Raw genomic sequence first — 24,077 nt, 5'->3', positions numbered from 1 at the left:
TGAGGTTCACATGATTATCCGCCTTGTCATGTTGGCCGAGTTCGTGGCGATTACCGCGGCGCTCGCGATGCCGGAAAGCCTGCAAAGCTGGGTGTTGGCATCCTTCGTACTTGCAACGGCCGCGCTGGTCGTAGCGATCTTTCCATCGTCCACCTCCCTCGGGCTCTCCAAGCTGCTCCGGCCCGGTCTCGTCGCTGTACTCGTGGCTCCGGCGCTCTGGATGGCGTTACAGGCAGTGCCGATGCCCATGGGCACATTCGGCAATCCCATTTGGGCCACTGCATCGGCCGCCCTGAACGAGTCGCTCGCCGAAATAGTCACGGTCGATACCAGGGCGACTATGGTCTCGCTCTCGCAGTATTGTGCAGTGCTCGCCGCGGCCCTCCTCACCGCGGTCATCGCGCTTGATCGATACCGCGCGGCGCAAGTCCTTCATATTCTCCTGTCGATAGCCACGATCGCCACTGCTATGTGGTTCCGTAAGGAAACAACTGGTATTGGCGGGCCCGATGGCTCAACCGTCGCTGTGCTCGGCGTTTTGCTTTCCTGTGCGACGGCAATACGAGCGCTCGATCAGCTACGACGGCACAGTCGGCCCGGAACAATCGCGCCAGCCCCGCTCCCTGCTCTGTTCGCGGCGATCATCGCAATGATCGTCTGCCTGGCCGCGCTGCTCAGCCGGGCCAACTCCACCGCCATCGTTTCTGCCCTCCTCGGATCAGGAATCTTGCTATCGGTATTCGCTATTCGCAGGTGGTTCTTGGGCTTGTGGGGTACCGCCGGCATTTTCGCAACAGCCGCAATATTCTCTATCGCCAGCGTCACGGTCATTCCGTTCAGAACGAACACCGATCTGACGATCGCCTTGTCAACGAGCAGCCAGATCGCGACAGAACGGATGCTGCAGGACGTCGCGCCGGCAGGATCCGGTGCGGGCGCTTCGGCGGTCCTCTTGCCGATTTATCGCGACGTTGGAACCGGCGCGACAACAGAAAGGCCAACCGCCGCCGCGGCCATTGTCATAGATATGGGCTGGGCCTTCCTTTGCGGCCTCGTAATTATAGCAATGCTCGGCGCCTGTATTCTGGTCAGGCGTTCCCTTTCTCGAGCTTACGATTACGTGTACCCGGCCCTGGGCGCGGGCGCTTCGATAGCGCTGACGATACTAGCCTTTGCCGATCACGGAATTCTGGGTTTGGGCGCGTCGCTTTTGGTCGCTGCGCTTTTTGGACTGGCGTTCGCTCAAAGCCTCCCCGGCGCGGGCCGAGACGCCATATCCGCAGAATGGAAGGCGCCTTCGGAGCGGATGGCCGGTCCGGCTCCGGCGCCGCTTCCAAAGTTCGCGTCATCATTGACCGCCATTTGGCCCCGCGCTGCCCTGATGCTGCTTGGAATCGTGCTGATCATGCAGGCAGTATGGACGGTCCCTCACGAGTGGTATCTCGGTGGTCAATCTTCTTTGTCGACAGCCCTATCGACAATAGCACCATGGCCGTACGGGATCTCGAAACCGGTTTCAGTTGCGGCGACACGTGAAGACTTATCTCTCCGAGGAGAAGCGAGATCCAGTTGGGATTTGACACCAGCTGCGGACGAGCAAAAGACGGATTCTCCAGCGGCTTCAAAAGCGTTTGCTCGTGCATTGCGCTCTTCGCCCCTCCGCGGCGACATTTGGCTCTTGCTCGCGGCGGCATCGAAGCACAATTTGGCTCAGTCTAGCACGGCAGCGATGCTCAAGATGTCGTGGTACACCGCGCCCAACGAGTTGGATCTGCTTCCGTTGAGGCTGTCCATCGCACTCGCTACAGATGCAGTGCTACGGGACTTCGAGTTCCGTGACTTGATCAAACGAGACGTCAGCCTCGTCGTTACGCATCAGCCTATCGTGAGCCCGGTGCTTGCGGCCGCATACCGGTCGGCTTCGGCCGACGGAAAGGTCTATCTCGAGAGCCTGATTTCGGAGCTGGATCCGTCGTACCTCGACAAGATACACGCGCGGAACTCCCGACAGGGATCTCGATAAACCCTCCGGGGGGCACGGAATGCTAGATAGCCAAGGTCGGTATTTTTTTCTTGATAAATTCAGTTAATTAATAATATATTAAATATTAACTCGCTGGTGCCCGAGAAATGAACTTCGTGAACCGACATTTTCCCGATCGGGAGGTTACGGATCGTGTCAGTCCCGGGCCGGGTGTGTCCCGCCAGCACAAATGGCCCCTCCGTTATGACTCGGTTGAATACGTGGCGCTCTGCGCGGATATTGCGACCATTTTGTTTGCGAGCGTCGCTTCCACATTGCTGCATCAGGCTAAAAATGGACAAGCCGCAGGCGACTTGGGCGCTGCAACTGGCTTGGCGCTAGTAAGCGCGGTTTATCTCGTTTGCGTGCTGAAGACCCAGGGCCTTTATCAGCCAGTTGAGCTCCTCGCCCTCCGAAACCAAATACGCGTCGTCTGTATGGCTTGGACGTCGTTGTTGCTCTTCATCTGGGCCGTGTCCGGCTTTGCGGTTCGCCCGGAGTCTTCTCAGCAAGCAGCCCCGCTTTTCGCCGTCTTGGGCCTCGGATTGCTTATGGCCGAGCGGTGGGGGGTCAAGGCGCTTCTCGGAAGGGGACTCAGCGGCAGAAAGTTCGCCGAGACAAATATCGTTCTGATCAGCGATCAACCACTATCGAAGAACGCGGGGCTGTCTGAAGCGCTCGCCATGCACGGTTATTGCGTCAAGGGACGGTTCAGCTTGCCTCCAATGGGCTTTGGTCCGGTCTGTCGAAGGCGGCTCACCGCCCGCGTGATCGATTACATTCGCAGTTGCCAGCTTGAGCAGGTTGTGGTGGAAGCTAAGCCGGAACGATGGCACGAACTTCGGGCCCTCATTGCCGATTTACGGGTATTGCCGTTCCCGATCATGTTTGTGCCGGTCGGCACACCATCCGAATTGCTTCGACATCATACGCGAAGTCTTGGAAGCGCCGTTTGTGTAGAACTTCAGCCCGGCCCCCTCACACCGCTGGAATGCGCGACGAAGCGGATGATTGATATTATTGGCGCGGGACTCGCGCTGGCGATACTTGCGCCGCTGCTTGCGTTGGCCGCGGTCGCGATCAAACTGGATTCTCCAGGCCCTGTATTCTTTCGGCAGAAGCGCTGTGGCTTCAACGGCCGGACCTTCTTGATCCGCAAGTTCCGGACCATGCATGTGCTCGAGGACGGGCCCGTGATCCTTCAGGCCCACCACGCCGATCGACGTGTCACCCGCGTCGGCAAATGGCTACGGCGGTCAAGCTTCGATGAACTGCCACAGCTGCTAAATGTTCTTGACGGCAGCATGTCGCTGGTGGGTCCGCGTCCCCATGCCTTGGCCCACGACGGGGAATTTGACAAGCTCGTGCGAAACTACGCGTTTCGCCGCAGGGTCAGGCCAGGATTGACCGGATGGGCCCAGATCCATGGCTGCCGCGGTGCAACACCCACAGCGTCCATGATCGAAGCACGTGTACAGTACGATCTCTGGTACATCGACAATTGGAGTCTTCGGCTCGATCTCGCAATCGTGTTACAAACTCCGATGGAGGTCTTGCGGGGCCGCAACGCCTACTAGGGTCGATCCCCGCCCAAAGCCCCAGACTCCGCAACCCCGCTGGCGCAGCGAGGTTTCACGCCCGCTGCCGAAGCTTCGGAGTCGCTGCCCCTATGCGAAACTCTTCGATCCGACGGCCGGATTTCATGGCAGCAACCAACCACCGCGGCCGCTTGCCACGCCCTGACCAGGTTTCGGAAGTCTGGGGGTTGCGATATTTCGGCAGCACGCGCGGATATTTGCGCCTCTGCTTGCCGGTCGGCGAGACGCCCGGCCCGCCTGCTTCGGCCAACACAGCCATCCCCCCGCCGAGAACCGCCAGGCGTTTCTCGAGCTCCTGCTTCTCGGCCTTAATCCGATCCGACAAAATGCCGCTAATTTCCTCATGAAGCGACCATAGATCGTCGAGAGACATCGCTTCTAGTTCGAGCTTCTTGGTCGACATGCTAGCATCCTGTAGTTGCGCCCATTTAATATTGTCCCGGCCGGGTAATCAAGAACCAAGTGGTCAGCTTATTCAAAAATATGTGGAACCGAACGGCAGGTTCGTGCTCCACATAACTGCGCCGCCGGTTCTGATCAAGACAAAAAAATGAACTTATCCGCTGAATTTAATAGCGGCCGAAGTAACATTACGCGCCTTGCGTGCACCGACGTCTCGACTCAAGTGAAGAATGACACGTTGGGTCTGGCGTGGGATCGACCTCCCATGCCGCGCCCTCGAAAAACATATCCGGCACGCGGGCCGCGCTGCTTCGCTCTTACTGAAATGCGACCATGGACCCGCGGCATCCGGGATGCTGAGGGACTGCAATACGCCTGAGGGCGAGCCGTCGCAGCTGGATTTGTGGCTTCAAAGCCTGGCTATCAGTCTATTCAGCCGCGCGAGCGATGAACCGGCTGATCGCCTCCTGAAGGCGCCCAGAGGGCAATCGATAACATCCGACCCTTTTCTTCGGAGGCATTAAAAATAACGAAAATAATCCTCGCAATAAATATTAAATAATATATTATTTATTTATCGTCACGCTAATTTGAAAAACCAGCATTGGATCTATCCCCAGATTTGGCGCTCGGAAACGATACTCGGCGTGGAGATGACAAGATAGTCGGGGCGTGGGTCGAACGGTGACCAGAATCGTATGCGCAGGCAAGATCTCGAAACCATGGATTTTGAGGAACTTTGGCTCCTCCACGAGGAGCTAACAAAGATTCTTGCTGAAAAGATCACGGCCGAAAAGCGGGAGTTGGAGAAGCGCTTGGCGCAACTCAATCAACCGGAACAGGTCGGTGAGCCCGAGAGCGGGGCGGCAGAGATGGGCCTAGGCCAGCCTCCCCGCCGCAAATACCCAAAGGTCGTACCGAAATACTTCAACCCTCTCAAGCCGACAGAGACTTGGTCTGGACGTGGCAAACAGCCGCGCTGGCTGGTCGCCGCACTACAATCAGGGCACACATTGGAGGAGTTCAGGATTCACGAGAACGGTGAAGCCTCCGACCAGAATGCTGGTGGTCAGGGGCATTGATTGCCCTGCCACTGCAAATCCCGCATGCGCGAAATCGTTTGATCCACGGAAGCTGGCAGCCGCTCGGAACGCGGCCAATGGAAAGCGTTCGCTTCGGAGCTGCCGCCTTTACGGAGAAGCTTGTGATTTTAGGCCTTCCCTGCGCGCACCGCGACGGCCGCCTTCAACAGAAACTGCAGGGTTCCCATCCTCGGCAGGGACCACAATCCACGCCGGCGCGCAGTGGGTTGGATGGTGTCATTCGCCATCTTCCGGTAGTTTCCGAGATCCAGCATCATCATTGCGAGGAAGGGCACGCGTGTGGCCGGAAATCGTGCTTGCATCAACTGTCGCATGAACTGCAGACGGGGAATCAGCCGAGAGCGCAACTCTTGCGGAATCTCGACGCCAAGCAACTCAGCAAGAGCGAACAGCTGGGTTTCAACCGCGTTCTTCATCAATTCGCCTGACACAAGAGAGGCAAGCTCTTTCCAATCCAGGCCCTCAGCAGAATTGCTCATATCGCGCAATTCAACAAGGTGCCGCAGATCGAGATCGCCCAGCCAATAACCGTAGTCTTGAAATTGATCATGGATGATCAACATGAGCGCCCGGTAGGTGGGCGCGGGGATATACACGCGTCCGCGCCCCAGCGGCGCCGGCACACAATGGTTCAGCGGGTGCCCGAAGCTCTGGTAGAGGTACGCAGGACCTGGAGCTGCCCGCTGCAGGTCGATGGTCCCGACATCCTGCGAGCGATTTAGCTCGACATGCCATCTAGGGCTTTCAGGAGGGGTCTCATAGTCTACATTGTAGCCAATTACGCATAGGGCGGAGACCGCCAATCTGGCGTCGTCCGGCATAACCATAATATCCAGGTCAGACATTAGCCGAACGCCTCGTCGCTCCTCGGGCGCGGTCACCAAGGTCGATGCCCCCTTGAGCATGATCGGCGTAATTCCCAGGTCGTTCATCGCAATGACGGCTTCTTCGAGTTGAGCGACGAGCCGATTGTTCCGCAGCACGTTCCGGCGGTGGATCTGGCGAATATATCCGCAGACGTCCTCCGAAAGGATCGGTGCAAATTTGTCGACAAAATCGATGAGCGCCGGCGTCGTCAGTGTCTGATTTGCGAGCGCGATTACGGACGTCCACTCGACATCGACAGGTGGCATGCCTCGCAGGCAATTGCAGAGGCTCGTCAGCGCCGCGCTATGCCTTGCCATTGCATAGATCCATAAGCACGCGCCGAGCCTCCACGGCCTCGCAATAGGTGAGTTGAAGCGAGCGCGCGCCCGCGATGATCCGCTTCAAGGCGAAAAAGCCGGCCTGCGAAAGTCTTCCGTCAGCAGCAAACGCGTTATCGATGAGCCGCTTCATCGAATCCAGTCGATCTATCGCGGTTAGTTCGGCCGGACCGCTCGCGACACGGTTCAAGAAGATAATCCAGCTTGCGGAAAAGCTCTGACGGTACGCATCCGCAATGGGTACGTATCGCACCAGAACGCCGTCGGAGCGGCAATGCGTCGCATCGTACCGGCCGCCATGTAGTCGCGAGAGCAAATCCCACGATCCCTCCTTGAGGGTGAGTGCAAACGGGATGCCGCAGATCGCTCCGTCCGCGCCAACCAGCGCAACGTCATCGCCGGCGTACCGAAGTCCGGCATCCACCAGCTGCAACGAGAGGGTAGACTTTCCAGCTCCCGGTTGGCCGCACAACAACAGGCCCATACCGTCCTTCACAAGAGAAGCGGCATGAAGGGAGAAGGTCCAGCGATCGCTTCGAATAAGCCGCTCGGTGATGTGAGCTTTGATCGTTGGGGCCAGAGCCTCGACTTGACATCTGGAGATGCTGGAATCCTCTCCGCGCAAGATCACTTGCTCGTCCAGCATCACTGCCTCGATCGCAATGTCGTCATCGCCGCCGGCGCTCTGGTCTGAAACACAAAACAGCGAACACAGCCGCCCCAACAGGTCCCGATTTGCAGCTCGGACCCCTATCCGGTGCCGGCCCAGTACCGCTGAGAAGGCACAATCGGTCCGCATTTGCCAGTCGACCTCGAGCAACGCTCGATCGATCCAGGCATCTACGACCTGTCGCGTGAACTGGCGCGCCGTGTGCTCGTCAACGCCTAGCGTCCCAAGCCCCTTACAGGCGTCTTCCAGAGAGGCGCCTTGCGCCAGCTTACACCAGATGAATGCCCCTATTCGGTCCAGTTCAAAGATCTTCTGCCCTGCTCCGCTGAAGAGCACTGATCGACCGTCCAGCAGCGCGAACACTGCGTCCGAAGCCGGTCTCAACCCCATCTCTGCCGACGATCTTTCCAGCACGGCTCCAACCAATGTGAAGACATCTGCCCCGTCCTGCACCGACGAAGCGACGACAGCGCCTGGGATGCTATCGTCGCGGCCTCGGCAGCCCACGAAGTTCAATCCGAACCGTCCGCGGCGCAGCAATTCCCGTCTGCCGGGCACAAGTGACCCAATCGGTCTTGTTTCGAAGCGACAATCCGGTCCGTCATGCCACAGCTGGCCGCCCTACCCCCTCCCTCCGGAGAAATGTTCAACACCTGCTCTCAAAGAAAGTGCGCTCGCGCTCAACCGATGAGCATCCAGGAGGTACCGATAGGCCTCGCGATCGGCACTGCGTTCTCGCAGAATGCGCTCCTTCTCGCCAATGCCTATCAAATCCGCGCGCATCTGGGCCAACTGCGGCGCATCGGGGGCGAAATCGTACTCGCTAAGAGTTAAATCCCACATTGTCTCCTCCAGCCGAACGAAACCTGGACGAGCTTAGCTTACGTGATCGGCAGCAATTAACAATGATATTTACAGCAGTACCATATAATCAAAATTTATTTCATATTTGAACCGAACCTAACCACCCGTTACCAAAGCTAATTGGCGGCGCGCACCGAACTGATGGCAGGTAGTGAGGGATGGGCCGAGCGTGCGAAGGGCCCGACCTTTTCAATGACGACACCCCGCCGCGACAGCCCACAAAATAAATCGGCCGAGAGTCGCAAACCGGACCGACAACACGAATTTAATTGCGCATTAAATGCGAAAAGATAATGTTAACGAGTTGCGCGAGGGGGAGTGAGACCAGTGATCCGGTTGGCCGATCTGTCCGTCAAGAGGAAGATATTCAGCAGAATATTTGGCACGAAGCCGCAGGGATTTGGACATGCCAATTGTGAGGGGCCTCCCAGAAGCCTTCGGTTGAAGCCGAAAGCCTCATTTCATAGGCCTGCCGGCTAAGCCGGCGGTATCCCGAGAATTCGCCAAGCAGGAATCCGGTCGGTTGGAGAAGCGTCGTCACGAGCAAGCTGCCCTTTGCTCGACAACGACCCCAGGTGCGATGCCCCCCCAAGTAACCCGCACCGACGAGAGCGCACTCCAGCCGACCGGCCCCTTTTTCAGCAGTATGTTTCTGGGAGGGTCACATGGGTATGGTCATGGTCGAGTGTCCGCAAACGGGTCGCGCGATTCCTACCGGCATCAAATCCGATCGCGAGACTTTCCTGCGGAGCATCGTGTTTTTCGGCAATACTCTTTGCCCAATCTGTGAGGCCAATCACAACTGGTTCGCCCGCGAGGCCTGGGTCGAAGAATCAATCGCCCGGACGGTGGATATCCTTCGTGCGGCTCCTTCGCGCTGATGTAGTGCCAAGGCCATTTCAAAGCGCGCGTCCAAACTCCCTTTTCCGATGCAAGCATTTTGATGCAATGCACTAGAGTGCTCGAAAATATTTCTGCGTATCGTCGTAAAGCGAACGGACGACTCCGGGATCCATTGCTTAGAAATTATTGTCACGTCGTCACAAATTCGATCTTCCCGTCACGGATTCGGCAAGGCCTGTTGGGGTGTTATAGTGAGTACTGGGGTTTGCAGCCTGGCTGTTCTGCATCATACAGCGATCGAGCTCGTTAACCTGCTCGCTCAATTGAAGCGGCTCCGGGAGAGAGTACGAAGGGCGGAAGCACGGCGCTCGGGAGACAGACGAACATCGGCGTCGCGTGCGCGAAAGCCACGAGCAACGAGATATCGCACGCGAACGATTCCCAAGTTAGTGCATTTCTGATCACCATGCTGGCTGAATCAAAGACCAGCATGGATGCGCAACGCCTATTCGCCGCAAGCGTGCCGTGTCCTCTCTAGCCCGCCTTCGACAGGCGCCAATTGCCTTCGATGGATCCTTTGGGGTCTACCGGTGCCCACATCGCGCCCACGAGAGCGAGGCCATACGGCCACTTGCACAGCGGCATACATCGCAGGCTTGAACCCCGATTCCGGCTCTCGTCACGACCAAAGCCGCATCACAACAGACAGCGCCGAACGTATTCGTGCGAGTCTGATCCAGCTCTTCCCGTTTCCTCGCTTCGTACTTCCGGCTTCGTTGGACGAGACGCGTCGATGACTTCGGAACCGCTAGCTGTGAAGTGGCTCACATTGCGCAAGACAATATACGTGTATCCGTCGTGCTGGGTGGACGTGGCAGACGGAGATGCGCATGAAACGCCTCATGCTCTCGCTCATTGCAGCCTTGCTTCTCGCCGGAGCGGCCAGCAGCATGCTCAGATCGCACGCACTGTTCGATCAGAACGGCATGCCATCCATCCAAGAACTGCAGACAGGTCAGGCGAACAAGCTCCCTGAACAGGAGATGCAAGACCGTTCGATCTTGTTTGCGAAAGAACCGGCGCAATAGAGCGAACCACCCGCTTTCGCGGCTGTCCGTCTTACTCTGCCGCCTCGGTTGCGGGTCGTGACTGTCCGTCGTCGGGCCCCGCTCGTGCCGTCTCCTGGTCGAACCAGAGGCTATGGTGCTCGCGCGCCCAGTTGACGTCGACCTCGCCTGAGCCCATCGCCTCGAACGCACCTTCCATTCCGATCGTGCCAATATAGATGTGCCCGATCATCGCCGCGACAAACAGTACGGCCACAATGGAGTGGACGATCTGGGCCATCTGCATGGCCTCGATCCCGGTCATATAGAACGGGAACATGAGCGCGTACCCGGTGATTGCAACCAAGCCGCCGCCGATCACGACGATCCAGTAGATCATCTTCTGGCCGGCATTGAAGCGATAGGCCGGCGGATGATCGTGACCGATCAGGCCGCCGCCGCGCCTCGCCCAATCGACATCCACCTTGTTCGGGATATTGCCGCCGATCCACATCAGGAAGATCAGGACGACGCCGATGGTGAAGGGGAAGCTCAGATAGTTGTGGGCGTACTTGGCCCATTGCGACCATTCGGAGAAAGCTTCGAAGCCGATCAGCGGCAGCAGCAATGGCCGGCCGAACGTGATGTTCAGCCCGGAAATGGCCAGGACAATGAAGCAACTCGCGGTCATCCAGTGCACGAAGCGTTCAAACATGTTGAAGCGCACGATGGTGCGGCCCGACCGTCCGGCTTCGAGACGTACCATCCCGACGGAGAGATAGAAGATCACGATGATCGCGATCATGCCAAGGATGGCAACGCCCCCGACCCAGCGCAATGTCACGTTGCGGAACTCACGCCATTCCCGCCCCTGCGGCTGCTCGAGAACGCCCGACCGCTGATCGGGAATGCTGACGCGCCCCTGGATCCGGTTGAGCTCCTGCAAAAGCTGCTGCTCCTTGACCGCACTCGCGGTTGGATTGACCTGCTGAGCAGTTGCGGGCGCCGCCATGACCAAGAGGAGCAGCGCGCACGCGCCGAAAGCCAGGCGAATGATCCTTTCAATTGACGCCATCACGTCCTCCCGGTGTTGTGCGCCCTTCGGTTGTCCATTTCAGGACTCGATCGTCTCGCGATACGCGGTCTTCCAGCCCCACGCGCCCGAGCCGTAGCCGCGCTTCAAGACGCGCTCCTTGTAGATCTGGGCGATGATCTCGCCGTCGCCCGCAAGCAACGACTTGGTCGAGCACATTTCGGCACACAGCGGCAGCTTGCCCTCGGCGAGGCGGTTCGCGCCGTACTTCTCGTATTCCTCCTTGCTTCCGTCGGCCTCCGGGCCGCCGGCGCAGTAGGTGCATTTGTCCATCTTGCCGCGCGAGCCGAAGTTTCCGACCTTCGGATATTGCGGCGCGCCGAACGGACAAGCGTAGAAGCAATACCCGCAGCCGATGCAGAGATCCTTGGAATGCAGCACCACGCCATCGGCGGTGGTGTAGAAGCAGTTCACCGGGCACACCGCCGCGCAGGGCGCGTCGGTGCAATGCATGCAGGCCATCGAGATCGAGCGCTCGCCCGGCTTGCCGTCATTGATGGTGACCACGCGGCGCCGGTTGATGCCCCAGGGCACCTCATGCTCGTTCTTGCAAGCGGTGACGCAGGCATTGCATTCGATGCAACGGTCGGCGTCGCAGAGGAATTTCATACGTGCCATCGTCGTTGCTCCTTATGCCGCCGCGATCTGGCAAAGCGTGACCTTGGGCTCCTGCATGCCGGTCGCGGGATCGTATCCGTAGGTGGTGATGGTGTTCGCGCTTTCGCCAAGAACGATCGGATCGGTCCCTTTCGGGTAGGCGCTGCGAAGATCCTTGCCTCCCAGCCAGCCTCCGAAATGGAAAGGCATCCAGGCGACGCCCTTGCCGACGCGCTCAGTGACGAGCGCCTTCATCCTCGCCCTGGAATTGTTCTCGGCGCCCGTGACCCAGACCCAGCCGCCATCCTTGACACCGCGATCGGCAGCATCGGCCGGATTGATCTCGATGAACATGTCCTGCTGCAGTTCGGCAAGCCACGGATTGGTCCGCGTCTCCTCGCCACCGCCCTCATACTCGACCAGACGGCCCGAGGAGAGGATGAGCGGGAACTGCTTGGCAATCCCCTTTTCCACGGCAGCCTTCTGCACCGAGAAGCCGATATTGGGCATGCGGAACTGCTTGGCATCGGGCAGCGTCGGATATTTCTCGACGAGGTCGACGCGTGGCGTGTAGATCGGCTCGCGATGGACCGGAATCGGATCAGGCAGGCCGAATGCGTTCATGCGAGCCTTGCCATTGCCATAAGGCACGCAGCCGTGCTTGAGCGCGACCCGCTGGATGCCCCCTGAGAGATCGAGCGACCACGACACCGAATCCGGATTGGTCGGATTGACCTTCATGATCGTGGCCATCTCCGTTTCGGTGAGATCGGTGTCCCAGCCGAGCTTCTTCAGGCTCGCCAGCGTGAATTCGGGATAGCCGTCCTGGATCTCGGAATCCTTGGAATAGGATTTGTCGGCCAGCATGCTGACCTTGCGCGTGGTTCCGTCCGGCAGCTTCTCCTCGCGCTCGATACCGAAGCGTGGTCGGAACGTGCCGCCGCCGTCCATCACCGCGAGATTGGTGTTGTAGAGCAGCGGCGTGCCGGGATGCCTGACTTCCGGCGAGCCCCAGCACGGCCACGGCAGGCCGTAATAATCGCCGCCGACTTCGGGATCGTCCTTCGGCGCGCGCATCGTCAGCATGTCGAACTTTGCCTGGTTCTTCATGTGCGCCTTGAGCCGCTCCGGCGACTGGCCGCAATAGCCGGTCGACCAGCTGCCGCGGTTCATCTCGCGCAGCACGTCTTCTGCTTCAGGCAGGTTGTTCTCGACCTTGATCTTCTTGAACATCTGGTCGGCGAAGCCGAGCTTCTTGGCCATGAGATAGATGACCTCGAGATCATCCTTGGATTCGAAGATCGGCTTCACGATCTGCTCGCCCCATTGCAGCGAGCGGTTCGAGGCGACGCGAGATCCCTTGCACTCGAATTGCGTGGCGACCGGAAGAATGTAGATGCCGTCCTTGCGGCCAGCCTCCACCGCCAGCGACGCCCAGGTCGTGGGATGCGGGTCGGCAATGACAAGCAGGTCCAGCGCCTTCAGGCCCTTGAGAGACTCCGGAATGCGGGTGATGCTGTTGCTGGCGTGTCCCTGAACGAACACGGCCCGCACGTTGTCCTTCTGAGCGACTTGATCTTTCGGCAGCGTCACCGCCTCGAACCAGCGGGTCAGCGGAATGCCAGGAGTTTCCATGATCTGCTTGGAATCAAAGCGCGACTTCAGGAACTCGTAGTCGACTTCCCAGACCCGCGACCAGTGCTTCCAGGCGCCTTCTGCAAGGCCGTAGTAGAACGGCAGCGTCACGATATCGAGCCCGACATCGGTCGCGCCCTGCACGTTATCGTGGCCGCGGAAGATGTTGGCGCCCATGCCCGGTCCGCCGACATTGCCGGTCATGAGCAGCAGGATGCAGCTCGCCCGCACATTGGCGGTGCCGACGGTCTTCTGGGTCTGGCCCATGGCCCAGATCAGCGTCGACGGCTTCTCGGTGGCGAACATCTTAGCCACCCGCTTGAGCTGTTCGCCGGGAATGCCGGTGACGCGCTCGACCTCTTGCGGATTCCATTTCTCCACTTCCTTGCGGAGATCGTCGAAGCCGTAGACGCGCTGCTTGATGAATTCCTTGTCCTCCCAGCCGTTCTGGAGGATGTGCCACATGATGCCATAGAGCACGGGAATGTCGGTACCCGGACGCATCCGCACGTATTCCGTCGCGTGCGCGGCGGTGCGCGTCATGCGCGGGTCGATGACGATGAAGTTGGCCTTTTGCAGCTCCTTGCCCTCGAGCAAATGCTGCAACGAAACCGGATGCGCCTCGGCCGGATTGCCACCCATGATCATCTGGGTCTTGGCATTGCGAATATCGTTGTAGCTGTTCGTCATCGCACCGTAGCCCCAGGTGTTGGCGACGCCGGTGACGGTGGTGGAATGGCAGATGCGTGCCTGATGATCGGTGTTGTTGGTGCCCCAGAACGCCCCGAGCTTGCGGAACAGATACGAGCCTTCATTGGTCATCTTGGCCGAGCCGAGCCAATAGACGGAATCCGGCCCCGATTTTTCGCGAACCTCGAAGATCTTGTCGCCGATCTCGTTGATCGCGGTGTCCCAGGAGACGCGCGTCCATTGCCCATTCACGAGCTTCATCGGATAGCGCAGACGCCGCTCGCTGTGCACCAGCTCGCGCACCGAAGCGCCCTTCGCGCAATGAGATCCGCGATTGATGGGGGACTCCCAGCTCGGCTCCTGGCCAATCCAAACCCCGTTCAATACCTCCGCGGTCACGGTGCATCCGACCGAGCAATGCGTGCAGATGCTCTTCTTGACGGCGGCGCCGGCGGTCAGCGGACCCGCCACGGCCGCTTCCGCCTTGCGCACGCCTGAAACCGGCAGGGTGCCGAGGGCTGCGAGCGCGCCACCCGCAAGACCGGACCGGCGCAGGAAGGTACGGCGATCGAGACCGGTGGTCTGGCTTGCAAGGGTGTTCGCGACAGAACGGCGGCGATTGGAATTCTGGTGGGTTCGCTTGATAAGCACGGGCGGCCTCCCTCTCAAGTCGGGTAGCGATTGACGCGGTAATAGGCCTTCACGTGGTCGGATTCCTTGTAGCGCGCCTTGCTCTTCTCATCGTTGTTCTCGCTGTCCGCTTGCGCGGAGCCGACCAGCGGCGTCGCGAGCGTCGCGCCCGCGCCGACCGTACCGATGCCGACCTTGCGCAAGAAATCGCGGCGTCCGACCTTGGCTTTGGTTTCTTCACTCATCGCATCTCTCCCGGACCGACGCGCGTCGATCAGTTGGCGAATGTGAATGCTTCCGTCTCGATCCCGATGAAGGTGCGACCGAGCGCGCCGACCGCCCGATAGAAACGGGCGTTCCCGGCACTCTCGATGTCGGCGAACAGCCGCGCCATCCAGGGCGACACATGTTTTTCGAAGAAGGCGCGCTGGGCATCGGGCGAGACGCCGAAGCATCCGTCGGCAAGGCCCGACATGATCTCGCACAGGATGGCGGCGGAATCCTCAGGTTCGGAGTTGTTGGCAACCCGCTCGATGCCGAGCCCCGCCAGGTCCGCACGCAGGCGCGACAATGGCCGTTCGTTGAGGAAGCCAGTGAGGTAATAGGAGGCGTAGGGCAGCAATTCGCCGCGGCCGAGCCCGACGAACAGGTCGAAATATTCGCGCTCGACTTTCGCCGCGACAGCGCTTGAGGCCGCCTCAGCCAGCGCAACATGCGCGCGCCCGAGCGGCGTCGCCTCGCCCGTCAACATGGAAAGCTGGCCGAGCAATCGTCGCGACGGCGGCGCAGACAGCAGCATTGCCAGCAGCGCGTATTCCTGCGCCCGCGCAGCATCGACGGGATCGACGAGCTCTGAGGAAACGGCTTGTTCGCTGTAGAGGTCGGGCCGCAGGTCGTTGCGAGGAACGCCGGTGGCGGTTTCGACCGCAATCACCCGTTGTGCGGGCACGCGCGTCCAGTTCGAGACGGACGGCTGGCTGATGCCGATTTTGCGCGCAAGCTGGGCGATGCCGCCCGCGGCATCGATCGCACGATCAAGCCCGTCATCACGCACGTGGACCTCCCATCCAAGAGTCCCGTCTGCTTGATTTTTGCTTTTCTAACAAAGCACTAGGAAGAAGCGTAATCCCGGTTCCACGAACCGTCAATCGCCCGCCCATAGCCCAAGCCTATAGTCTTTGGTCGTGCTGCTCAGTGCGGCAGTGCACCACCGTGCGTACGCGGCCTGACGGGCTCGGCAAAATCCGCAGGTCTGTCCGCCACCGTCAGTTGCGCTGCAGCAGGGATCGCTGGGCATTCCGCCTCGATCGGGGGCTCGACGACGTCGGATACGGCTGTCGAATCGGCTTGATGCAAATGCGCTGAAGAATCCGCAGTTTCAATCGACGCCTCGGGGAGGGATCGGACTGCCTCACGCACCCCGCCGACGATGCGATCGACGAGTGCGGCCAGTTCCTCCGAAGAGCAATCGAGCGGCCCAAAACCCGGCATCGCGGTCGGATCGTTGAAGTCCCACGCATTCTCCGCGAGCCCGATGAAGTCGCGAATGGCGGGATCGGCCGCCCAGGCGCGGCGAAGGGCCGCACGGCTCAACTCCTGCGGAATACCCTTGCGCAGGAACGCGGTGACGTCGGTCGCAGCGTTGATCTCGTCGATCGACGGCAGCATCGAGAGATCGACCTCGCTCTCGTTGTCCTTGGCCTCGGGCGGCGGCGCGGGCTGCGCCTCGGCAGGCTTCGCCGGTTCCGCCTGCGACTCATGCTTGCGGCGTGACCAACGTGCAAGGAACTCCTCGTCGCTCATTCCTGTCCGCCTTCATGTTCGCGGCGCGCCAACGCCTCCGGGTCGGCGCGGCGCCGCTCGCGTTTGACGAATTCCCGCTCGACATGGTGCTCGGCCACGAACCTTTCAATGACTTCGCGCAGCACCTCCGGCATCGGCACGGCCTCGACGAGATTGTCGGCGGCTTCGGTAAACCCCTCGCCCTCCGCGGGATCGGCGGTAACCGCGGCGATGGCATAGGGCCAGGCGCCTTCCGAGGGCGACAGCACAATCCAGATGCTCGGACTGCCGGAGGCGAGATTGTCGCGATAGCGCGCCGTCTCGGACGGATAAAGATCCACGGTCGCGCTTCCGGCATAGAACAGCGTCGTGCCGTCCTGCTCGCGAAGCACGGTCCAGGGTCTCGTGGCGGGCTCGTCCGGCAGGATGGCGACGCCACGCCAGATGAAATCGACCCAAGGAGAGTCGGCCTTGCGCCGCTCCACCACGACACCGACCGGAATCGACAGCAATGGCAGCGCCGCGGGGCTCATGTCACCATCTCCAGACGTTTGACCGGCAAGCCTGTCAGCAGATTCTGGGGCTTCATGCGCAGTTTTTGATCCGCCGACATCGACAGGATCAGGTAGACCGGCTCGTCCTCGACATCGTCGAGCGCGAGCGCTGAATCGACAAAGGTGAGGCGGAACAGCGCGAGCACACGGTCGGCGCTGGGCCCGTCGAGCTCCTCGCCGTGCCAGAGACGATCGCCGAGCCTTGTGGCATCGGCATCGAGCCCGACATACCAGGTGAGCTTTGCGTCCTGCAGTGCGCGCAGCGGTTCGATCGTGACGTCCAGACCGAGCAGATGAGAGAGCCAGCGCCTCATCACCTGCGCCAGGGCAGTCGGCCCCATACCGTCGGCCGTGAGGTCGAAGGCCATGTCGAACTGGTCGCTGCGCTGCCAATAGGCAGCAACATTCTCCGCGTTCAAGACATCGACCACCGCATCGGTCGTGGCGCCCAGCATCGACATCAGCGAGAGCACCGGAGTTGGGCTAATTCCGCCGACGATCTCCTCGTCGCCGAGCAGCAGGGCCTGCTCATGCGGCAGAATCCGCTGGGCCCGGAAGAACAGTTCAGCCGCGCGCAGCACGAACGGATCGTCGCAACCGTCGAGCGCATTGCGCAGGATGACGTGCACGAGCTGATTGACGAACAGCGGCGGCAGATCGTTCGCGCCTGCGCGCACCGTCGCAAGATAAGCGGCTTCGAGCGTCGGATGCCGCAACAGGAGATCGCGAAAGGCCAGCACGAACTGCCAGTTCTCCCGGGCGTCGGGGTCGGCAATACCGGCGATTTCGCCGGCGCTGACCGGTTGGCGCGGATCGGAGAGCAACTCCCGGTGCAGCCGGCGTTCGACCTGACACGCATCATCCGGCGGCATCAGCTCGGGACGGGCAAAATAGGCCTTGAGGAATTCGTCGGTAACGCGGAGCCCACCGCCCTCGTCGCGATCGAGCAGATGATGGCCGCAGGCAATCCAGAAATCGTTCATCTGGCGGTTGGCCTCCGGCCCAGATCCACAAGCTTGAGATTGCCGTCAGGCTCGATGTCGTCCTCCATTTCCATGAACGAGAACGCCTTGCCGTGCCCCTGCCCTTCGCGCAGTTGCAGTCGGCGGAAGGACTCGCGAACCTCGCCGTCGCTTACGGCCCGGTGCACCGCAACAAGGGAGCTGATCGGATGGCTGCAGAGCGACTGCGAAAACGCTACCTCCTCCTCTGCGGCGCTCTTCGCGGCCGCCATATCCGGCGCGCCGAAACGATCGACCAGTTGCCCGGCAAGGAGATCGACCAGGCTGCGGTAATCGTCCTCGGTGGCCGGAACGATCTGCGCCAGCGTCGACCAGCCCCAGGATTGCACCCCGAGGAAACCGCCGCGAAAAGCCGCGCGCGCCTTTCCCTCGAGCTTCGCAGCATCGCGATCCCAAAAGCGGAAAACGCCGGAGACAGCCCATTCGCCCGGCTCCGCCGCCACATCAAACACGAATGTGTCGGAGGGATCGAGCGCGATGGTGCGCAGGAGTTTCACAGCCGCGGCCCTCCGATTGCCGGATCGAGCCAGGATGGGGTCGCGAGCGCCTGCACGAGGTCGCCACGTTCGATCGCGCTCGCCCCAATCCGGCGCGTCAGCAGACTGCCGCGATCGTCGATGCGCTGAATGGTCTGCCGTTCACGGGGCATGCGGGACAGATATTCGCGCGCGACGCCGTCAAAACCGTCCGCCTGCCAGCCATCGAATGCCAGCATCAGGTGCCGGGCAAAGCTCTCTGTGATCTGCGCCGCGCCGGCCTCACCAAAGCCTTCCAGGTCGAGCGCCGAGGCGAGCGGATGAACACCAGGCTCGTCGTCATTCATGGCAATCGTCCGGATCATCGCGCCGAACACCAGCCACGGCGACGGCTCCTCCTCAACGGCCGCGAGAGGCCACCCCATGCGGCCGCCGCCGACCAGACCTCCGTCGATCCAGACGGCGTCCGGCCAGCCGATCGCGATCGACTTGCTCGGCGGCGCGTAGGCGCGCAGGGCATCGGTGAGCGCGACCATGCCGGCGTAGAACGCGCGTCGCGCGCTGCGCAGCGGCTCAGCCGGCTCGAGCACCACGGCGAACTCCGCCAGGTCAAAGCGCCCAACGTAGACGAGCGTGCCGGCGCCACTCTCCGGTGCAATGCGGCATGCTTGGGCAAAAGCGTCGCCACTCTCGCGCAACCGCACCAATGTGAACGGCGGCGGCAGATGGATCGGTTCCGCCACGGAAACGTGGCTGACAGGGGTCGACGTCAGGCCGTCCTCCGCTTTCCTTTTCTTCCCGATGAATAATGTCTATACGAGGCGAAGGGTCGGCGCGAGTCCGTCGTCGGCGCCCGAATGGCGGAGGGGTCAACCTGGAACAGCCATCGAAGACCGTCCTGATCTGCTCGTGCGAAGACACGATGCGTCTTGACGTGGCCACGATCCGGCGAGGATGCCCCAACAGCGAGATCAGAGGCTTTCGCCATCTCTGCGGGCCCGAGCTCGATCATTTCCGCACGGCAGCCGCGGAGACTGGCCCGCTGACGGTCGCCTGCACGCAGCAGGCCGCGCAGTTTTCGCACGAGGCGGGCGAACGAGCCAAGGCGATCAGCTTTGTCAATATCCGCGAGACGGCCGGCTGGTCACACGAAGGGGCGCGCACCGGGGCGAAAATGGCCGCCCTGTTGGCGGCCGCCTCTATCCCGGCGCCCGACTATCCGCTGGTCACCCTGTCGAGCGACGGCGTGATCCTGATCTATGGGCGCGACGAAGCCGCGATCGAGGCCGGCCGGCTGCTTGCGGATCACCTCGACGTCACGGTCATGCTGAAGCAGATCAGTGACACCGTGCCGCAGGCGGCAACGGTCTTCCCGATAGTGAGGGGCACCATCAGCGCCGCAAAAGGACACTTTGGCGCCTTCGAGCTTGCGATCGACGATTATGCCAGGCCCCGCCCCTCCTCGCGCGATCGCTACGTGCTTGACGCTCCCCGAAACGGAGTGACGTCGCACTGCGATATCGTGCTGGACCTTTCGGGCGGAATGCCACTCTTTCCCGCACATGACCTGCGCGACGGGTATCTCCGCGCCGACCCGAACGATCCCGCCGCGGTGCTGCGCGCCGTGCTCGCCGCACGCGACCTCGTCGGCAGCTTCGACAAGCCGAAATATGTCGACGTTACGCCCGGTCTTTGCGCCCATTCGCGCTCGAAGCGCACGGGGTGCCATCGCTGCCTCGATCTCTGCCCGACCGGCGCAATCACGCCCGCTGGCGGTCATGTCGCTGTTGACCCGAACATCTGCGCGGGCTGTGGGCAATGCGCCGCCGCCTGCCCGACCGGCGCTGCATCTTACACGTTGCCGCCTGCCGATACGCAGCTTCAACGAATTCGCGCCATGCTGCTCGCCTACCACGAAGCCGGCGGCGCCAACGCGGTGCTGCTGTTCCATGACGGCCCGCACGGCACACCGCTGATCGATGCTCTGGCACGACATGGCGACGGTCTTCCGGCGAACGTGCTTCCCTTTGTCGTCAACGAACTCACGCAGGTCGGGCTGGAAGCGATCGTCGGAGCATTCGCTTATGGCGTAACAGCCGTGCGCTTCCTGCTGCGCGCAAAGCCGCGCCACGATGTGACCGGACTATCGCAGACGATCGGCATTGCCGATGCGATCCTTGGCGGTCTCGGATTTGAGGGCCAGCGCGTCGCCACGATCGAGACCGACGACCCTGACGCGCTCGGCGGCCATCTGACTGGCATCGGCACGCTTGCGGCGGTCGCAACACCGGCGACCTTCAAGACCGTCGGCAAGCGGCGCGACCTCCTGCGCTTCGGCCTCAGCGAGCTGCATCGCCTTGCGCCAAAGCCGGTGGACGTGATTGCGCTGCCGCAGGGCGCACCAGTCGGCGCGATCAGCGTCGACACGGGCGGCTGCACGCTGTGTCTCTCGTGTGTCTCCGCCTGCCCGACCGGCGCGCTGCGCGACGACCCCGAGCGGCCCGTGCTGAAATTCATCGAGGATGCCTGCGTGCAGTGCGGCCTGTGCCAGACCACCTGTCCGGAAAAGGTCATCACGCTCAAGCCGCAGATCGATTTCCGCGCCGCCCGCGCACCCGCCGCGGTCATCAAGGAAGAGGAGCCCGCGCTCTGTGTCCGCTGCGGCACGGCCTTTGGCGTCAAAAGCGCGATCGACCGGATCGCCGCCAAGCTCGAGGGGCGGCACTGGATGTATCCCGCCGGCGACAAACGGATCGAGGCACTCAGGATGTGCGCCGACTGCCGCGTCATCGTCATGAGCGAGCAGCAGTTCAATCCGTTCAAGGGCGTTCCCGAACGCACGCCACCGCGAACCACGGACGACTACCTACGTCAGCGCGAGGGCAAGGACTAGACAAGACCACCAGACATCTACGCAGGGGCAGGAAACCAGGGGGAGCATCACCATGTCTCGTTTGATCACAGCTCTGTCGACGTGCTTGATCTCCATCGCTTTCGCCGGCGCGGCGGCCGAGGCTGCCGCTCCTCCACTGACCAAGGCACAAAAGGTTGCCGTGAAACAGGCGATCGCCGCCTGCAAAGCCGAGGCCAAGGGCAAGAAGATCGCATGGCTGTCGCGTCGCAAATACGTCAATCACTGCGTCGCGGAAGCGCTCAAAGAGCACCCCAGCATCGACGTCATTCAGATCCTCAAGCAACATCCGGAGATGAGGGATCTTCCGATGGACAATTGGGATTCGATCTGAGAGGCAGCTATCGCGATGTCACGCGGCCAAGGAAATCGGTGAGCGCGCGGCGATCCTCGGGCGAGCCAATGCGCTGCTCCGGCATCTTGGTACCGGGGGTGTAGGCGTTCGGTCCAACCTCGAACAGCTTTGCAACCGTCTCCGGGGTCCAGACGATGTCCATCGTCTTCAGGGCATCGGAGAAGCGGTAGCCCGGCAGCGATGCGATCTTACGGCCAAACAATCCGGCAAGGGTCGGGCCTGCGCGCTGGACCTCCTTGTCCGACAGCGTGTGACAGGCAACACACGCCCGGAATACGTCGGCGCCATGATCGCCGGCATAGGCAGCAAGCGGATCGGCCGGTGAGCCCATCAGACTCGAGCCGACGGGATCACCAGTGCGTGCATTCCACCGCCTGATCTTGCCGTCCGCGCCCCCCGTCATCAGCGTCTCGCGATCCGGAAGAAAGGCAACCGACCACACCGGCAGCCCAGGCCCGACCAGCGTGCGTAGCAGGCTGCGCGACTTGCGATCGATGATCGCCACTGTGCCTCCGATGCTGGCCGCGGCAATCAGCTTGCCGTCGGCCGACATCGCCAAGGCCACCACTGGTGTTGGGCCGGCCGATACCTCGCCGCTGACCTTGCCGTCCATGGTCAGCATCCGCAGCATGCCGTCGACCCCGCCTGTGACGATTTCACCGTCCGGCGCCACGGCCACCACGTTGAGCGGAGCCGGCAACGTCACGACTTCAGGCTGGCCGTCCGACAACCGCCAGATGCGCAACGTAAGGTCATAGCCGGCGCTGACGAGCGACCTCCCGTCCGACGTGAAGGCGACACCGTTGACGTTCTGCGAATGCCCTTCGAGCACGCGCGACACGCCGTCCGACAGCGACCAGAGCCGCACCGTCCGATCCCATGAAGCCGACGCGAGCAGCGCGCCGTCGGGAGAGACCGCGAGTGCGACGATTGGACCGACGTGTCCCTCGAACACCCGGTCCGGCTGCCGCCTGCCCGCCATCCAGACCGCAATTCGTGCATCGGCACCCGCCGTGACCATGCGGCCGTCGCTCAGAAAGGCGACGGCATTGACTGCATCAGCATGATACCGCAGCACCTCCTCCGCTGTCTCCGCCTTTAGCGACCACCGAATGGCGGCTGAGTCGAAGCTGCCGGACAAGAGTCCGTTCCCATCGGGGGAAATAGCAAGAGCCCGCACGGGGCCGCCGTGTCCCGCCATGTCGGCGTGCACGGATGATACGGCAAAGATGGCCCACAAGGCTGCGGCGCCGCCCGCGCAGAAAGGTAGTTTCATTGACCCTCGCCGCGTCACGTTCACGCTCTCAGATTGCCAGAACAGCGGACGGAGGAGAATATCCTAACCGATCTACTTGGCTGGTGCCGTCGTGCTCTTGGACGATCCGTGAGGCGCGGCCTGCATTCCAGGCGGACTCTGACCTTGGGGACTCTCGGCGGGCGCGCCACCCGAACCTGTATTGATTGGGCCCGTCCAGCCTTGCGGCTGTGGTTGACCCTTCTCCTCGGGAGGGCTTGGTGGCGCAGATGAGTTGGTTTGCGCGGGTTGGGCGGAGGCGCTCTGGAAGAAGCAGAGTGCTGCGAAGCACAAGATCGTTGTTGGCAATTTCACGTCGGATCCTCCGGTGCGTGTACTCAACCGGGCAACACGGCCTTCCGTTCCGGAGCGTGCATTGCAATAACCTGACTTCCCGCCTCCTCCGCTTGAACGCCGGTGGTCCGAAGACTAGTCTCTTGCTGGTCACGTCAAGGACGACTGACATGCAGGGGCCAACGCGGCCATTTCTGCGGATGATGGCGCGGCTACGCGCTCTGCGCGCGCTTGATGGGCCGGAAGATCCTATTTCTTGGGAAGCCTCGCCCTTCCTGATCCTCGTTGCCATCGTGCTTGCGCTTCTTCTTGCGATATTGGAAGTCGACCTGAATAGCGCGGCGCTTCGGTCCGTAGGCTTGTTGGGCGATGGATTTTCCATCGATCCCATCTTGAAGAGCCCATAAGATCGCCTGTGCCTTGGTGCGATCAACGAGTTTGCTCGCGGCACGCCGTGTTGTATAAACACCTCGACGTTCGATCGAAGGAGGCTGCGGATGAAGGCTTTTCTTCTTGGCTGCGTCGCGGCCACGGTGATCGCGATTGCGGGAGTGGTGGTCTTGAATCGGGTCCAGGAGCCCGTCGCCCAAGCGTTTGCTACGACCGGGGTGCGTCTCTGAGACACTCAAATCTCGCAGAGCGTTAGGCCCCGTCGGCCGGTGCCATTCTCCACGCTTCTGCGTGCGAAAGACCCCAGGATCGTCTCGGCTTTCGAGACCGTCGGGGCATCCTCAATCGGCAAGACGGCACGCGAGGAGTTCGAGAGCATCGAGCAACACTCGTGCACAGGCCTTGGTGGTTGCGGTGCAAGGTATACTGCAAACGCCGAAGACCATCGCAGCGTTCGGCGTCAGCCTTTCTCGACCAGCCCTACCCGTTTTGCCCTTTCGGTGCACACGAAAGCTGAGTGCACATGCGTAGTGGCCTTCACTCAATTGGCATCAGGAACTGGCGCGGCCGAGTCCGCTGCAAGAGACATGATGTGGCTGA

At 61.3% G+C, this 24,077-nt stretch carries 22 protein-coding genes; 7 read left to right on the top strand and 15 right to left on the bottom strand.

Features of this window, described 5'->3' with window-relative positions; genetic code table 11:
- Window positions 1–10: 10 nt before the first annotated feature.
- A complete protein-coding gene (locus BM190_RS34105; protein ID WP_092261936.1) occupies window positions 11–2,023 on the top strand; it encodes a hypothetical protein in 2,013 nt (670 codons plus the stop codon).
- 107 nt (window positions 2,024–2,130) lie between these two features.
- Complete coding sequence (locus BM190_RS34100) at window positions 2,131–3,600, top strand: exopolysaccharide biosynthesis polyprenyl glycosylphosphotransferase (RefSeq protein WP_244550811.1); 1,470 nt, start codon at window positions 2,131–2,133, stop codon at window positions 3,598–3,600.
- A gap of 55 nt (window positions 3,601–3,655) precedes the next feature.
- Here the strand turns inward: BM190_RS34100 and BM190_RS34095 are convergent, their stop codons facing one another.
- Window positions 3,656–4,024, bottom strand: coding sequence for an H-NS histone family protein (locus tag BM190_RS34095; protein ID WP_092261934.1), 369 nt, complete (start codon window positions 4,022–4,024; stop codon window positions 3,656–3,658).
- Between the two features lie 697 nt (window positions 4,025–4,721).
- Here BM190_RS34095 and BM190_RS34090 point away from each other — a divergent pair.
- Window positions 4,722–5,105 (top strand): H-NS histone family protein, encoded by a 384-nt coding sequence (locus BM190_RS34090; RefSeq protein ID WP_018316113.1) that lies wholly within the window; start codon window positions 4,722–4,724, stop codon window positions 5,103–5,105.
- Between the two features lie 128 nt (window positions 5,106–5,233).
- Here the strand turns inward: BM190_RS34090 and BM190_RS34085 are convergent, their stop codons facing one another.
- Together BM190_RS34085 and BM190_RS34080 are read right to left on the bottom strand one after the other, a co-directional pair.
- Window positions 5,234–6,310 carry a nucleotidyltransferase family protein gene (locus tag BM190_RS34085; protein ID WP_244550810.1) on the bottom strand — a complete coding sequence of 359 codons (1,077 nt, stop codon included), beginning with the start codon at window positions 6,308–6,310 and terminating at the stop codon, window positions 5,234–5,236.
- Window positions 6,297–7,508: a serine/threonine protein kinase gene (locus tag BM190_RS34080; protein WP_244550819.1), complete on the bottom strand. Its 1,212-nt coding sequence runs from the start codon at window positions 7,506–7,508 to the stop codon at window positions 6,297–6,299. Before BM190_RS34080 ends, BM190_RS34085 begins: the two co-directional genes overlap by 14 nt.
- Window positions 7,509–8,530: 1,022 nt before the next feature.
- On the opposite strand from BM190_RS34080, the gene BM190_RS34070 reads away from it, so the two are divergent.
- Both BM190_RS34070 and BM190_RS34065 read left to right on the top strand, forming a co-directional pair.
- Window positions 8,531–8,746, top strand: coding sequence for a hypothetical protein (locus BM190_RS34070; RefSeq protein ID WP_049814761.1), 216 nt, complete (start codon window positions 8,531–8,533; stop codon window positions 8,744–8,746).
- An 852-nt stretch (window positions 8,747–9,598) separates the two neighbouring features.
- Window positions 9,599–9,796: a hypothetical protein gene (locus BM190_RS34065; protein WP_143109136.1), complete on the top strand. Its 198-nt coding sequence runs from the start codon at window positions 9,599–9,601 to the stop codon at window positions 9,794–9,796.
- Between the two features lie 31 nt (window positions 9,797–9,827).
- Here BM190_RS34065 and BM190_RS34060 read toward each other — a convergent pair whose 3' ends face one another.
- The 10 genes from BM190_RS34060 to BM190_RS34015 all read right to left on the bottom strand — a co-directional run bounded on the left by BM190_RS34060 (window position 9,828) and on the right by BM190_RS34015 (window position 18,976).
- Complete coding sequence (locus BM190_RS34060; protein ID WP_018316107.1) at window positions 9,828–10,829, bottom strand: formate dehydrogenase subunit gamma; 1,002 nt, start codon at window positions 10,827–10,829, stop codon at window positions 9,828–9,830.
- A gap of 39 nt (window positions 10,830–10,868) precedes the next feature.
- Window positions 10,869–11,465, bottom strand: coding sequence for a formate dehydrogenase FDH3 subunit beta (gene fdh3B / locus BM190_RS34055; protein ID WP_018316106.1), 597 nt, complete (start codon window positions 11,463–11,465; stop codon window positions 10,869–10,871).
- Window positions 11,466–11,477: 12 nt separating this feature from the next.
- The gene (locus BM190_RS34050; RefSeq protein WP_092261932.1) at window positions 11,478–14,420 is read right to left on the bottom strand and encodes a formate dehydrogenase subunit alpha; all 2,943 of its coding nucleotides are present in this window, start codon (window positions 14,418–14,420) and stop codon (window positions 11,478–11,480) included.
- Between the two features lie 14 nt (window positions 14,421–14,434).
- Window positions 14,435–14,644 carry a twin-arginine translocation signal domain-containing protein gene (locus tag BM190_RS34045; protein ID WP_092261931.1) on the bottom strand — a complete coding sequence of 70 codons (210 nt, stop codon included), beginning with the start codon at window positions 14,642–14,644 and terminating at the stop codon, window positions 14,435–14,437.
- Window positions 14,645–14,673: 29 nt separating this feature from the next.
- Window positions 14,674–15,453 carry a molecular chaperone TorD family protein gene (locus tag BM190_RS34040; RefSeq protein ID WP_092261930.1) on the bottom strand — a complete coding sequence of 260 codons (780 nt, stop codon included), beginning with the start codon at window positions 15,451–15,453 and terminating at the stop codon, window positions 14,674–14,676.
- Between the two features lie 137 nt (window positions 15,454–15,590).
- The gene (locus BM190_RS34035; RefSeq protein ID WP_092261929.1) at window positions 15,591–16,202 is read right to left on the bottom strand and encodes a DUF3306 domain-containing protein; all 612 of its coding nucleotides are present in this window, start codon (window positions 16,200–16,202) and stop codon (window positions 15,591–15,593) included.
- A complete protein-coding gene (locus tag BM190_RS34030) occupies window positions 16,199–16,714 on the bottom strand; it encodes a DUF3305 domain-containing protein (RefSeq protein ID WP_092261928.1) in 516 nt (171 codons plus the stop codon). Before BM190_RS34030 ends, BM190_RS34035 begins: the two co-directional genes overlap by 4 nt.
- On the bottom strand, window positions 16,711–17,718 hold the full coding sequence (locus BM190_RS34025) for a DUF6352 family protein (protein ID WP_092261927.1): 1,008 nt from the start codon (window positions 17,716–17,718) through the stop codon (window positions 16,711–16,713). Before BM190_RS34025 ends, BM190_RS34030 begins: the two co-directional genes overlap by 4 nt.
- Entirely contained in the window at window positions 17,715–18,254 is a 540-nt protein-coding gene (locus BM190_RS34020; RefSeq protein ID WP_092261926.1) for a DUF6505 family protein, read from the bottom strand. The genes BM190_RS34025 and BM190_RS34020 overlap by 4 nt, the downstream gene beginning before the upstream one ends.
- Complete coding sequence (locus tag BM190_RS34015) at window positions 18,251–18,976, bottom strand: biotin/lipoate--protein ligase family protein (RefSeq protein ID WP_244550809.1); 726 nt, start codon at window positions 18,974–18,976, stop codon at window positions 18,251–18,253. The genes BM190_RS34020 and BM190_RS34015 overlap by 4 nt, the downstream gene beginning before the upstream one ends.
- Window positions 18,977–19,155: 179 nt before the next feature.
- Between BM190_RS34015 and BM190_RS34010 the strand changes: the two genes are divergently transcribed.
- Window positions 19,156–21,126: a 4Fe-4S binding protein gene (locus tag BM190_RS34010; protein ID WP_092261924.1), complete on the top strand. Its 1,971-nt coding sequence runs from the start codon at window positions 19,156–19,158 to the stop codon at window positions 21,124–21,126.
- A gap of 52 nt (window positions 21,127–21,178) precedes the next feature.
- The gene (locus BM190_RS34005) at window positions 21,179–21,478 is read left to right on the top strand and encodes a hypothetical protein (RefSeq protein ID WP_038970411.1); all 300 of its coding nucleotides are present in this window, start codon (window positions 21,179–21,181) and stop codon (window positions 21,476–21,478) included.
- A 7-nt stretch (window positions 21,479–21,485) separates the two neighbouring features.
- Here the strand turns inward: BM190_RS34005 and BM190_RS34000 are convergent, their stop codons facing one another.
- Together BM190_RS34000 and BM190_RS40805 are read right to left on the bottom strand one after the other, a co-directional pair.
- Window positions 21,486–22,775, bottom strand: a complete 1,290-nt coding sequence (locus BM190_RS34000; protein ID WP_177237461.1) for a c-type cytochrome — start codon at window positions 22,773–22,775, stop codon at window positions 21,486–21,488.
- A 524-nt stretch (window positions 22,776–23,299) separates the two neighbouring features.
- A complete protein-coding gene (locus tag BM190_RS40805; RefSeq protein WP_177237460.1) occupies window positions 23,300–23,677 on the bottom strand; it encodes a hypothetical protein in 378 nt (125 codons plus the stop codon).
- Window positions 23,678–24,077: the final 400 nt, after the last annotated feature.

The sequence above is a fragment of the Bradyrhizobium sp. Rc3b genome (genome assembly GCF_900114915.1).
Classification (GTDB): Bacteria; Pseudomonadota; Alphaproteobacteria; order Rhizobiales; family Xanthobacteraceae; genus Bradyrhizobium.
The sequence above is the reverse complement of the archived record's forward strand: the minus strand, read 5'-3'. Positions and strand labels throughout refer to the sequence as shown.